Raw genomic sequence first — 12,505 nt, 5'->3', positions numbered from 1 at the left:
CTGTCTGCTCCATCACGCAGGGCGCCCTAACTGGGCGTCTCCGTCAGGGCTCTGCCAACACCTCGACTCGGTTGCCGTGACCGTCGAAGGTGTGGAAACGCTGGTGAGGCGGCAGCGTGTGCCGCTCACTCCAGTCGACCAGGAAGCCGAGCTCGTCGAGCCGGGCGGCCAGTCCGTCCAGCTCCTCGACGGCGTCCACTACGACAGCAGGATGGGCCTTGCGGGCCGGCACGAACGGCTCCTCGACGCCGACGTGGATCTCGGCGACGACGCGCCCCCTGTCGTCGTACGCCCTGAACCAGGCGCCGCCCCGGGACCGCAGGGCCTCCGGCTTGGCCACCTCGGTCAGGCCGAGTCCGTCGGCGTAGAACCGCCGGGCGGCTGCCTCGCCACCGCGCGGCATGGCGACCTGGACGTGATGAAGCCTCATCGCAATCCTCCCGCGTCCACGTCGAAGGGGCGCTGAGCCACCATGAAGATGCGCCGGAAGGGCAGCACCACTCCGGAGCCACGGGCCGGATAGACCGCGCGCAGCCGGGCGAGCAGCTCGTGGAACGGTCGTGATCGCTCGTCGGCGAAGGTCAGGCAGCGGTCCGGATCCCCGGTGGGGCGAGTGTCGGGCGCCATATCCCTCCTAGATATCTTGACATCAAGATACTCACAGACTGGCCGGGGTTCATCTTGATGTCAAGATTCTCGACCGATCGGCTACGATCGGACGCCATGCGCGACGAGGTGGACGAGCTGGTCGAGGCGTGGGCCCGGGAGCGCCCCGACCTGGATCTGGCTCCGGTCGAGGTCTTCAGCCGGATCACCCGGCTCGCCCGCCACCTGGACCTGGCTCGGCGCGACGCCTACAGCGCCCACCAGGTCGAGCCATGGGAGTTCGACGTCCTGGCGGCGCTGCGGCGCGCAGGAGCACCGTACGAACTCTCGCCGAGCCGCCTCCTCCGCGAGACGCTGGTCACCAGCGGCACCATGACCAACCGGGTGGACCGGCTCACGGCCCGGGGTTTCGTCGAGCGTTACCCCGACCCAGGGGATCGCCGCGGTGTCCTCGTCCGGCTCACCCCCGAGGGCAGAGCCGCCGTCGACGGAGCCTTCGAGTCGCTCCTCGCCGCCGAGCGCACCCTCATCGAGAGCCTCTCCGCCGCCGACCGGCGACAGCTGGCCACCCTGCTCCGCCCCCTGATGGCGCCGTTCCGCTGACCGTGCCGCATGATCCGGGCCGCGTGGCTCACCTCTCGCGGGAGAAGGTCACCCCAGATCGGCGGCGGCCTCGAGCCACTCGGTCTCAAGGGTGTCGCGCTCGCTGGTCAGTGCATCGAGGCGGGCGCTGAGGTCGGCGAGCCGCTCGTAGTCGTGGGCATGGGCAACGATCTCGGCCTGCAGCGACGCCTCCTGCTCCGCGACCCGGGCGAGCTGTTTGTCCAGTCGCGACAACGCCTTGCGGGCCGCCCGCTCCTGGGCGCTCCCGGCGCGAGCAGCCGGGCCCGCTCCGCTGGCGGGGTCGGACCTAGGGTCGGCGGTAGCGACAGCTTCGGCAACCGGGACAGCGGCCGCATACAGGGCGCGGCGATGCTCGAGATACTCCTCCACGCCGCGCGGCAGCATCGAGATCTGGCCGTCGCCGAGCAGCGCCCAGACCGAGTCGGTGACGCGCTCTAGGAAGTAACGGTCGTGCGAGACCACCACCAGCATCCCGGGCCAGGAGTCGAGGAAGTCCTCGACTACGGTGAGGGTCTCGATGTCGAGGTCATTCGTGGGCTCGTCGAGGAGCAGCACGTTGGGTTCAGCGAGCAATAGCCGGAGCAGCTGGAAGCGACGCCGCTCGCCCCCGGAGAGGTCGCCGAGACGGGCGGTCAGCCGGTCGCCGGTGAAGCCGAAGCGCTCCAGGAGAGCGGTCGCGGTGATCTCACCCGTCGCGGTCCGGGTGACCCGCCGGATCGACTCGATGGTCTCCAACACCCGGGCCTGCGGATCCAGATCATCGAGCTCCTGGGTCAGGTGCTGCAGCGAGACCGTCCGACCGCGCTTGACCCTGCCTGCGCTGGGCGCCAGTCGACCGGACAGCAACGACAGGACCGACGACTTCCCCGCACCGTTGACGCCGATCACCCCGACCCGGTCGCCGGGGCCGAGCCGCCAGGTCGCCCCGACGAGCAACGACCGGTCGCCGCGCACCAGGTCGACATCCTCCATGTCGAGCACGTCCTTGCCGAGCCGTTGGGTGGCGAAGCGCTGCAACTCGAGGCGATCGCGAGGAGGGGGTACGTTGCCGATCAACGCCGCGGCAGCCTCCAGGCGGAACTTCGGCTTGGCGGTGCGGGCCGGGGCGCCACGGCGCAGCCAGGCAAGCTCCTTGCGGACCAGGTTCTGCCGGCGTGCCTCGCTGGCCGCGGCCTGGCGCTGCCGCTCGGCCTTGGCGAGCACGAAGGCGGCGTACCCACCCTCGTAGATGTCCACGACCCCGTCGTGCACCTCCCAGGTCTGCTCACAGACCGCGTCGAGGAACCACCGGTCGTGGGTGACCACGACCAGCGCCGACGGGCGGGCGGCGAGATGTTCGGCCAACCACGCGACCGCCTCCACGTCGAGGTGGTTGGTGGGCTCGTCCAGCACCAGCAGGTCGTGGTCGCCGAGCAGCAGCTCGGCCAACGCGCAGCGACGACGCTCTCCACCGGAGAGGCCCACCACGGCGCGGTCCAGGTCGATGCCCGCCAACAGCTCCTCGACCACCTCGCGCAGGCGCGCTTCGCCTGCCCACTCGTGGTCGGATCGTCCGCCGAGCACGGCCTCACGGACGGTGTGCGTGTCGTCGAGGGTGTCGCCCTGGGCCAGGAAGCCGATCGCGAGGCCCCGAGTGAGCGAGACCCGCCCGCTGTCGGGCGGCTCCAGTCCCGCCATCACCCGCAGCAGCGTCGTCTTGCCGTCCCCGTTGCGACCGACGATCCCGATCCGCTCACCGGTGGAGATGCCCAGCGACACCTCGGTCAGCAGCGGGCGCACGCCGTACGCCTTGTCGACCCGCTCCAAGTTGAGCAGGTTGCCCATCAGGTCAGCTCCACCACGTGGGCGCCAGCCACCGGCCCATTGGCCACCAAGATGACCGGACAGCCCCGGTCCGTCAGCCCCGCGGCAACCTCTCGCGCATGGTCCCCGCTGGCGCACAAGAAGACGCACGACGGCCCCGAACCCGACACCATCCCGCGCAGTGCGCCGATCTCCTCCCCCTCGGCGATCAGGTCCGAGAGGTCGGGCCGCAGGTCGAGAGCGGCCGCCTCGAGGTCGTTGTGCATGGCGGCGGCCAGCCGCGCGGGGTCACCGCTGGCCAGTGCCGTCAGCACGCCGTACGCCGGCGCCGGATCGGCGGGCGCGTCGGGGAAGAGCAGGTCGAAGTGCCGGTAGACCTCGGGCGTGGACAGACCCTCCTCGGCCGGCACGACCACCCACCACCAGGTCCCCTGGTCGCTCACCTGTTCCACCTGCTCGCCGCGACCAGTGCCGAGCGCGGTGCCGCCGACGAGCGCGAACGGGATATCACTGCCCAGTCTGGCCGCCAGTGCGAGCAGCACGTTGTCAGGCGTGCGCAGGTCCCAGAGCCGATCCAGCGCCACCAGCGCCGCCGCTGCATCCGCCGATCCGCCCGCCATGCCACCGGCCACCGGGATCGCCTTGTCGATCATCACCGAACCCAGCCGCTGGCAGCCGTGGTGAGCAGCCAACAGCTCCGCGGCCTTGTCCACCAGGTTGTCGCCAGGTCGCGGGATCTCGGTGTCTCGGATGTACGACGCCAGCCGGACATCCACCTCCCACGACGAGTGGCCGGCCACCCAGACGTCGTCGTAGAGCCCGATCGCCTGATAGACGGTGACCAGCGGGTGGTAGCCGTCCGGTCGTGGGCAACCGACGCCCAAGTGCAGGTTGATCTTCGCCGGCGCCCGGACGGTCAGCTCGGGCAGCGCCGAGACGGGAACCATCCCTCCTCCCCTCATCGGCCACCCCCCGGAAGGGCAGGGTCGAGTGCGGGCAGCTCCTCGGCGATCCGCACGAAGTCCTCGATCCCGAGCACCTCGCCGCGAGCATCCGGATCGACCCCGGCGCGCTGCAGGACCGCCACCGAGGCGTCAGTGGAGCCGGCGAGCGGTCGCAATGCGGCCCGCAGGGTCTTGCGCCGTTGAGCGAACGCGGCATCGACCACCGCGAAGACACCGGCCCGGCTGACCGAGGTTGCGGGCGGCTCACGATGCGTCCAGGCGACCAGTCCGGAGTCGACGTTGGGCACCGGCCAGAAGACCTGCCGGCTCACCGAGCCGGCCCTGCGGAGGTCGGCGTACCACGCGGCCTTGACCGACGGAACGCCATAGGTCTTCGAGCCGGGCGGCGCGGCCAGCCGATCGGCGACCTCGGCCTGCACCATCACTAGACCCTGGCGGAGCGTCGGCAGCGTCTCGAAGAGGTGCAGCAGGACCGGCACCGACACGTTGTAGGGCAGGTTCGCGACGAGCGCGGTCGGAGCCGACGCACAGGCTGCGGCAAGGTCGGCGCCGTCGACCCGCAACGCGTCGCCGGCCACCAGCGAGAACCGCTCGACCAACTCCGGGGCGTGCCGAGCAATCGTCCCTGGCAGCGCCTCGGCCAGCAGCGGGTCGACCTCGACCGCGATGACTCGGGCACCCGTCTCCAGCAGGGCCAGGGTGAGCGAGCCGAGGCCGGGGCCCACTTCGACGACCACGTCGTCGGCACCGACCCCTGCCTCGCGAGCGATCCGGCGCACCGTGTTGGGGTCGATCACGAAGTTCTGCCCGCGCTGCTTGGTCGGCCGCAGCCCGATCTCCTCGGCGAGTGCACGCACCTCGGCGGGACCGAGCAACTGCACCGACGGCATGCGGATCAGCCTATCCGCGGGGAGGTCGTCCCCCGCCGCTGGCCGCACCACTCCCGACGGGTCGGAAGTCAGCGGGGCAGGCCGAGCCGGGCAGCGCAAGCCGGCCAGGCGCCGTACCCACCTGAGGCGTTGCGCAGCTTGGTGGCGATGGCGATCTGCTCGGCGCGGCTGTGCTGCGAGGGGAGGCCGGTGCCGCCGTACGCACGCCAGGTGCCGAGGGAGAACTGCAGGCCGCCGTAGTAGCCGTTGCCGGTGTTGGCCGCCCAGTTGCCGCCAGCCTCGCACTGCGCCAGCCGGTCCCACACACTGTTGCCGCCGGAGAAGTCGGCTGTCGGCTGCGGCTTGGTGCCGACCTTGCGGACCTCGGCGACGGGTGCCTTGGTGACCTGCGCCCGCACGACACGGGTGGCGACCAGCTGCCCGTTGCGATAGGTGAGGCGGTAGGTCACGTCCCGGAGCCCTGGGACGCCGGACCGGACCACGGAGCTCTCGCCCTCGTAGATCGAGGAGTCGTCCTTGTCGATCGTCTGGAAGTCGACCTGCTCGCCCTGCACGGCCTTGGTGACGAACCGGATCCGGGTGAGCACCACCCGATCGCCGTCGGAGACCGGGGTGTCCAGGGCCGGGCTGACCTTGTCGTGCCGACCGATCTTGACCCCGAGCGTCCGCAGCGCCTCACCCACGGTCAAGGCGGGGACCTCCTGTCGGGCGAACGCCCGACCGCCGACCTTGACCCGGATCGTCTTCTCGGTGACCACGTCGAGAGCCATCCCGTCACGACCGATCGGAGCGCTGCGGCTGGCGGACAGGTCCGCGTTGCGGAAGTCCTGGCCGATCTGGAGGAGAGCGCCGTTGACGTCGGTGGCATTGACCCAGTACGTCGCCGTGTCACCGTCGACGGTCACCTCGAGGGGGCGGCCGTAGCGCACCGAGATCTCGCTGCCGTCGACGACCTTCTCGTCGAGCGCGGGCACCACCTGGTCGTGCTTCCCGATCGAGATGTGCTGCGAGGCGAGCACCTCACCGACCGTGTCACCGAGCGAGGTGACCTCGCGCGACGACCCGTCCACGGTGAGAGTCACCGACCTGGACATCGCCCGATAGCCCATCACCGTGGCCGCCACTGCGAGGGCGACCACGCCGACCAGGGCAGCCAGGAGGGGCTTGCTGGTGCTCAGGTGTGCGATCCGTGCGCGCACGTGTCTCCGATGTTCGTGCTCCCCGGTCCTCGGGCGCCGGCGCGGCGATCCCGCGGGCACCGTCGCGGACGACGGGGAAAGGGTGCGAGCGGGGGGTCTCGCGGCGGCCCCACAGTCCAAGCTGGAGCCACCTGCACCGGCAGGAATCCGTCCCGATCCCGGCCAACAGTCACAAGACGATAACGGTCCCCCGGTGGCCACGCCAATCCTTCGCGCTCACTCTTGGGTGAGGCACCTCGTCCGTGAGGCTCACCGTGAGACCCGCGGGGCCTGTTTCGGGTCCCTCACCAAGCGCCGCCGAAGGCAGCGAAGGTGTTCGCTTCGAGCGCCTGACAGAGGTCCTCCAGCCGGTCGCCACGGACCTGCGCCATCGCCCGCACCGTGTGCGGGATGAGGTACGACGCGTTGGGGCGGCCGCGGTAGGGCACCGGGGTGAGGAAGGGCGCATCGGTCTCGACCAGGACCCGGTCCAGCGGCGCCACGGCGAGCGCCTCCCGCAGCAGTGGCGCGTTCTTGAAGGTCACCGTTCCGGAGAAGGACAAGTATGCGCCCCGGTCGAGGCAGCGGCGCGCGAAGTCGGCGTCGCCAGAGAAACAGTGCATCACCCAGCGATCCGGGACACCGACCTCGTCGAGCACCGCGAGCACGTCGTCGTGGGCGTCCCGATCATGGATCACCAGGGTCTTGCCGAGTCGGCGCGCCAGGTCGACATGCCAGCCAAAGCCCTCCCGTTGCACCGGTCGGCCCTCCTCGCCGGTGCGGAAGTAGTCCAAGCCGGTCTCGCCGACCGCCCGGACGACCGGGTCGACCGCCAGGCGCGCGATCTCGGCGAAGGCGTCGTCGAGCTCCCCCGTCGCCGCGAGCACGGGCACCTCGTTGGGGTGCAGCGCCACCGCCGCCACCAGCTCGTCGTGCTGCCGAGCCGTCTCGACCGCCCAGGCGGCACCCGGGAGGTCACAGCCGACCTGCACGATCCGGGTGACGTTGACCGCGGTGGCCGACGCGATGGCGTCCTGGACGGGCAGCCAGTCGCCGTCTGCGATGTCGAGGTGACAGTGGTTGTCTACGACCGGGCCGGGCAGCGGCTCGGGGGCAGCCGGCCGGTCACGCGGTCCGCGGGGCCGATCTCCACGCTGGCGGGTCGGTCCCGTCACGACGTCTCGTCCCCGGAAGAGTCGCCGACGGCCTCGGGACCGTGGACACGGTGCACGACGTCGTACACCTCCCGCTTGGGGCGCTCGGCCAGCCGGGCCACCTCGGCGATCGCCTCTTTGCGGGTGCGGCCCTCGGCCTCCCGTGCGGCGACGGCGGCCCGCAGCGAGTCCGGATCGGGGGGGACGGCGGGGGTGGGCGCCGCGCCCGCCACGACCAGGGTGATCTCGCCGAGGACACCGGCCGCAGCCCAGCCGGCGAGCTCGGCCAGCGCGCTGCGGCGTACCTCCTCGTGGGTCTTGGTCAGCTCACGACAGACAGCCGCGGCGCGATCCGGCCCGAACGCCTCCGCCATAGCCGCCAGCGTCGCCGCCGTGCGGTGCGGCGCTTCGAAGAAGACCATCGTGCGCTGCTCGCCTGCCAGGCCCGCCAGCCGCCGGCCCCGGTCCCCAGCCTTGCGCGGCAGGAAGCCCTCGAAGCAGAACCGATCGACCGGCAGGCCGGAGATCGCCAGCGCCGTCGGCACTGCCGACGGGCCAGGGACCACGGTGATCGGCACGTCGTGCTCGATCGCCGCCGAGACGAGGCGGTAGCCCGGGTCCGAGACGCTCGGCATGCCCGCATCGGTGACCAGCACCACTCGCTGGCCGGTGCGCAGCGCGTCCAGCAGCAGCGGAGTCTTGGCGGCCTCGTTGCCCTCGAAGTAGGACACCACCATCCCGCGGGGGCGGATGCCCAGATCGGCGCAGAGACGGCGCAGCCGACGGGTGTCCTCGGCGGCCAGGACGTCGGCGCCGGCAAGCTCCTGACCCAACCGCAGCGAAGCGTCGGCGAGCTGCCCGATGGGCGTCGCCGCGAGCACGAGCACGCCGCCTGATCCGTCCACGAGTCGATCATGTCAGCCCGTACAGTTGCAGACCATGACGACGTCCCCGACTGCCGCCGACTCCGACGTCGTCGACCCGACCAGCGCGGAGCCGGAGGCCGAGGACTCGGGCCCCCAGGACGGCGGCGCAGACAGCGGCACCGTCAGCGATACGCGGGAGATGGTCGGGCTCTCTCGGATGGCCTCGGGCAGCAAGGTGCCGACCGCCATGGTCCGGGCGCTGCGTCGAGTCGACCTGGAGGACCGGTTCACCGGCTGGGTGGCCAGCATCGCGGTCGCCCTGCTGGCGCTCTTCCTGCGGCTGTGGCACCTGGCCTCACCGAAGAAGTTCCTCTTCGACGAGACCTACTACGCCAAGGACGCCTGGTCGCTGGCGAACTTCGGCTTCGTGAAGACCTACGTCGACGACGCCAACGACCTCATCCTCGGCGGCAAGACCACCGGCCTGTGGAACGACACCGCGTCGATGGTGGTGCACCCCGAGGTCGGCAAGTGGCTGATCGCGCTCGGCGAGAAGTCCTTCGGGATGAACCCGTTCGGCTGGCGGGTCGCCGCAGCCGTAGTCGGGTCACTGATGATCCTGGCGATGTGCAGGCTGGCCCGGCGACTGACCGGGTCGACCGCACTCGGCTGCATCGCCGGCCTGCTGCTCTCCTTCGACGGCCTGCAGCTGGTGCTGTCCCGGCTGGCGCTGCTCGACATCTTCGTGGCCTTGTTCATGCTGCTGGGCCTGCACCTGATCGTGATGGACCGGGACTGGTTCCGACGCCGGATGGCACGGCGACTCGAGGGCGACGCCGAGGTCGGCCACTGGGGACCCATCCGCGGCGTGCTGCTGCGGCCCTGGCTGCTGCTGGCCGGGGTGAGCTTCGGCCTCGCCGTCGGCACCAAGTGGGACGCGGCCTATCCACTCGCGGCGTTCGGCGTGATGACCTGGTTGTGGAGCGCGGGTGCGCGGCGTTCGTTCGGCGTCCGGTTGCCGGTGGTGAAGTCGGCGCTGGTGGACGGCGTGCCCGCCTTCTTCCAGCTCGTCCTGGTCGCCCTGGTGGTGTATGTCGCCAGCTGGACGGGCTGGCTGATCCACGCCCACGCCTACGAACAGGATCTGTCCAGCACGCAGTACACCCACTTCGTGTCCTGGGACGGCACCTGTGACGGCGAGACGATGACCGACGTCAAGTCCGACAACGACCGGACCTGGCCGACCGCCAAGGAGCCCGACGCCCACGGGCTCGGCGAGGTGGTCCAGTCGCTCCGCTCGTTGTGGTACTACCACCAGGACGTCTTCACCTTCCACAGTCACTTCCTCAACTGCGCCTCCCACACCTACGGGTCCAAACCGCTCGGCTGGCTGCTGGTCAACCGGCCGGTGGGCGCGGATGCGCAGCTGCACATCCAGCCCGGCGACCAGGGCTGCGACGCGGCGCCCGGCTCGGACTGCCTGCGCCAGGTGCTGATCATCGGCAACCCGACGTTGTGGTGGGGCGGTGTGATCGCCCTGATCGCCTCCCTGGTGTTCTGGATAGGCCAACGGGACTGGCGATTCGGCATCCCGGTGATCGGCACCCTCGTCACCTGGCTGCCGTGGTTCAGGTTCGACGACCGGCCGATCTTCATCTTCTACGCGATCTTGACGCTGCCGTTCCTGGTGCTCGCCCTCACCTTGGTGATCGGCAAGCTGCTCGGCGCCTCCTCGGAGCCCACCGGCCGACGCACCCTCGGCGTCATCGTCGCCGGCTCGTTCTTCGTGCTGGTGCTGGTGAACTTCGCCTGGTTCTGGCCGATCTGGACCGACCAGCTGATCACCCATCACGAGTGGACCGAGCGGATCTGGTTCAAGCGCTGGGTCTAGCGCCGCTCCGGAGGCCAGCAGGAAGCCGCCCGGGGAGCGCGACCAGCGGCTCCGATCCGGACCCGCCTGGGGCTACCGGAGCGCGCCAGCCTCCCAAACTGGTCCAGATTGAGCCTGCGCAGTGAGGCCAGGGCGGCTCGCGGCCGACGACCTCGGGCGTCTGCGTCCCACCTGGTCCGTCGACGTGCGCGGCGCCACCTCCCAGCGCTGGGTCGAGCGCCGGGAGGTGGCCACGCACCGCAGCGGTGTCGAGGACACCGGCGGGCACCTCAGCCCAGGTCGTAGCGGTCGAGCTCCATCACCTTGGCCCACGCGGCGGCGAAGTCCTGGACGAACTTGTCCGCGGCGTCGTCGCTGGCGTAGACCTCGGCGACGGCCCGGAGCTCTGCGTTGGCGCCGAACACCAGGTCGGCCCGGGTCGCGGTCCAGCGCACGTCGCCACTGGCCCGGTCGACGCCCTCGAAGGTCGAGGAGTCGTCGCTGGTCGAGCGCCACTCCGTCCCCATGTCGAGCAGGTTGACGAAGAAGTCGTTCGTCAACGTGCCGGGCTGGTCGGTCAGCACGCCAAGGGCCGAGCCGTTGTGGTTGGCGCCCAGCACCCGCAGGCCACCGAGCAGCGCCGTCATCTCCGGCGCGCTCAGGTTGAGCAGGTTGGCCCGGTCGACCAGGAGGTACTCGGCCGGGACCGGGTTGCCCTTGCCAACGTAGTTGCGGAAGCCGTCCCACCCGGGCTCGATCACCTCGAAGGACTCGGCGTCGGTCTGCTCGGCCGAGGCGTCCACTCGACCCGGCGTGAACCGCACCTGCAGCGGCCGCCCGGCCGCCTTGGCAGCGGCCTCGACAGCGGCAGAGCCGGCCAGCACGATCAGGTCGGCGAGCGAGATCTGCTTGCCGTCCTCGGCGCTGGCGTTGAAGTCGGCCTGGATGCCCTCCAGCGTGCGCAGCACGATGGCGAGCTGGTCGGGGTTGTTGACCGCCCAGCTGCTCTGCGGCTGAAGACGGATTCGAGCGCCGTTGGCGCCGCCTCGCTTGTCGCTGCCGCGGAACGATGCCGCCGAGGCCCACGCCGTCGAGACCAGCTGCGAGATGCTCAGCCCGGAGTCGAGGATCCTCTCCTTGAGGGCCGCGATGTCGGCTGCATCGACCAGCTCGTAGTCACGCGTGGGCAGCGGGTCCTGCCAAATCAGCTCCTCGGTCGGCACCTCGGGCCCGACGTAACGGCTGACCGGGCCCATGTCGCGGTGGGTGAGCTTGAACCACGCGCGCGCGAAGGCGTCGGCGAACTCCTCGGGGTTCTCGTGGAACCGCTTCGAGATCGGCCCGTAGATCGGGTCGAAGCGGAGGGCCAGGTCGGAGGTGAGCATCCGCGGCTCCCGGCGCCCGGAGCCGAAGGCGTCCGGCACCATGTCCGCACCACCGCCGTTGACCGGGCGCCACTGCTTCGCGCCGGCCGGCGACTCCGTCAGCTCCCAGTCGTAGGCGTAGAGGATGTGGAAGAACTCGTTGTCCCACCGGGTCGGGTGGTAGGTCCAGGTGACCTCGAGCCCCGAGGTGATGGTGTCGGCTCCCACGCCGGTGCCGAATGCGCTCTTCCAGCCCAGGCCCATCTGCTCCATCGGGGCGGCCTCCGGCTCGGGCCCGACGTTGTCGGCGGGTCCGGCACCGTGGGTCTTGCCGAAGGTGTGCCCACCGGCGACGAGGGCGACGGTCTCCTCGTCGTTCATGGCCATCCGACCGAAGGTCTCACGGATGTCGCGAGCCGAGGCGATCGGGTCGGGGTTGCCCTCGGGGCCCTCCGGGTTGACGTAGATCAGACCCATCTGTACGGCGGCCAGCGGGTTCTCCAGGTCGCGGTCCCCGCTGTAGCGCATGGCGCCGCCCTCGTCGCCACCGAGCCACTCGGTCTCCGGACCCCAGTAGACGTCCTCGTCGGGCTCCCAGGCGTCCACCCGGCCGCCGCTGAAGCCGAAGGTCTTCAGGCCCATCGTCTCCAGCGCGACGTTGCCGGCCAGCACGATCAGGTCGGCCCACGACAGCGACTTGCCATACTTCTTCTTCACCGGCCACAGCAGGCGGCGGGCCTTGTCCAGGCTGACGTTGTCCGGCCAGCTGTTGAGCGGTGCGAACCGCTGCTGACCACTGCCGGCGCCGCCGCGACCATCGCTGATCCGGTAGGTGCCGGCGCTGTGCCAGGCCATCCGGATCATGAACGGGCCGTAGTTGCCGAAGTCGGCGGGCCACCAGTCCTGCGAGGTGGTCAGCACCTCGGCGATGTCGCCCTTGACGGCGGCCAGGTCGAGCGCCTCGAAGGCAGCGGCGTAGTCGAAGTCGTCACCGAGAGGGTTCGCCACGGTCGGGTTCTTGGCGAGGATCTTCAGGTTCAGCCGCTCCGGCCACCAGCTGCGGCTGCCGCCGCCCGCGGTGGGCAGGGGGGCACGTTCGTGGACGACCGGGCAACCGCCCTCGCGGCTCTCGTCGTTCATGTCGCCAACAACAGCATCGTGGTGCTTCTCGGGCATCGGAGTTCC

General features: G+C 70.6%; 11 protein-coding genes. 2 read left to right on the top strand and 9 right to left on the bottom strand.

Annotated elements, in window-relative coordinates:
• Window positions 1-43 precede the first annotated feature (43 nt).
• Both QM714_RS16495 and QM714_RS16490 read right to left on the bottom strand, forming a co-directional pair.
• Window positions 44-430: a VOC family protein gene (locus QM714_RS16495; RefSeq protein WP_415102427.1), complete on the bottom strand. Its 387-nt coding sequence runs from the start codon at window positions 428-430 to the stop codon at window positions 44-46.
• A complete protein-coding gene (locus tag QM714_RS16490) occupies window positions 427-627 on the bottom strand; it encodes a hypothetical protein (protein ID WP_415102426.1) in 201 nt (66 codons plus the stop codon). Before QM714_RS16490 ends, QM714_RS16495 begins: the two co-directional genes overlap by 4 nt.
• A gap of 96 nt (window positions 628-723) precedes the next feature.
• Between QM714_RS16490 and QM714_RS16485 the strand changes: the two genes are divergently transcribed.
• On the top strand, window positions 724-1,209 hold the full coding sequence (locus QM714_RS16485) for a MarR family winged helix-turn-helix transcriptional regulator (RefSeq protein ID WP_415102425.1): 486 nt from the start codon (window positions 724-726) through the stop codon (window positions 1,207-1,209).
• A 48-nt stretch (window positions 1,210-1,257) separates the two neighbouring features.
• Here the strand turns inward: QM714_RS16485 and QM714_RS16480 are convergent, their stop codons facing one another.
• The 6 genes from QM714_RS16480 to rsmI all read right to left on the bottom strand — a co-directional run bounded on the left by QM714_RS16480 (window position 1,258) and on the right by rsmI (window position 8,125).
• Window positions 1,258-3,054, bottom strand: a complete 1,797-nt coding sequence (locus QM714_RS16480; protein WP_415102424.1) for an ABC-F family ATP-binding cassette domain-containing protein — start codon at window positions 3,052-3,054, stop codon at window positions 1,258-1,260.
• Complete coding sequence (locus tag QM714_RS16475; RefSeq protein WP_415102423.1) at window positions 3,054-3,980, bottom strand: 4-(cytidine 5'-diphospho)-2-C-methyl-D-erythritol kinase; 927 nt, start codon at window positions 3,978-3,980, stop codon at window positions 3,054-3,056. Before QM714_RS16475 ends, QM714_RS16480 begins: the two co-directional genes overlap by 1 nt.
• A gap of 11 nt (window positions 3,981-3,991) precedes the next feature.
• Window positions 3,992-4,888, bottom strand: coding sequence for a 16S rRNA (adenine(1518)-N(6)/adenine(1519)-N(6))-dimethyltransferase RsmA (rsmA, locus tag QM714_RS16470; RefSeq protein WP_415102422.1), 897 nt, complete (start codon window positions 4,886-4,888; stop codon window positions 3,992-3,994).
• Between the two features lie 68 nt (window positions 4,889-4,956).
• Entirely contained in the window at window positions 4,957-6,087 is a 1,131-nt protein-coding gene (locus QM714_RS16465; protein ID WP_415102421.1) for a transglycosylase family protein, read from the bottom strand.
• Between the two features lie 284 nt (window positions 6,088-6,371).
• Window positions 6,372-7,241 carry a TatD family hydrolase gene (locus QM714_RS16460; protein ID WP_415102420.1) on the bottom strand — a complete coding sequence of 290 codons (870 nt, stop codon included), beginning with the start codon at window positions 7,239-7,241 and terminating at the stop codon, window positions 6,372-6,374.
• Window positions 7,238-8,125, bottom strand: coding sequence for a 16S rRNA (cytidine(1402)-2'-O)-methyltransferase (gene rsmI, locus QM714_RS16455; protein WP_415102419.1), 888 nt, complete (start codon window positions 8,123-8,125; stop codon window positions 7,238-7,240). Before rsmI ends, QM714_RS16460 begins: the two co-directional genes overlap by 4 nt.
• Before the next feature lie 34 nt (window positions 8,126-8,159).
• Between rsmI and QM714_RS16450 the strand changes: the two genes are divergently transcribed.
• On the top strand, window positions 8,160-9,977 hold the full coding sequence (locus tag QM714_RS16450; RefSeq protein WP_415102418.1) for a dolichyl-phosphate-mannose--protein mannosyltransferase: 1,818 nt from the start codon (window positions 8,160-8,162) through the stop codon (window positions 9,975-9,977).
• A gap of 269 nt (window positions 9,978-10,246) precedes the next feature.
• Here the strand turns inward: QM714_RS16450 and katG are convergent, their stop codons facing one another.
• Window positions 10,247-12,496, bottom strand: coding sequence for a catalase/peroxidase HPI (katG, locus tag QM714_RS16445; RefSeq protein WP_415102417.1), 2,250 nt, complete (start codon window positions 12,494-12,496; stop codon window positions 10,247-10,249).
• Window positions 12,497-12,505: the final 9 nt, after the last annotated feature.

This window comes from Nocardioides sp. (assembly GCF_047602075.1).
Classification (GTDB): Bacteria; Actinomycetota; Actinomycetes; order Propionibacteriales; family Nocardioidaceae; genus Nocardioides.
This window is presented reverse-complemented; position numbering and strand designations above follow the sequence as displayed.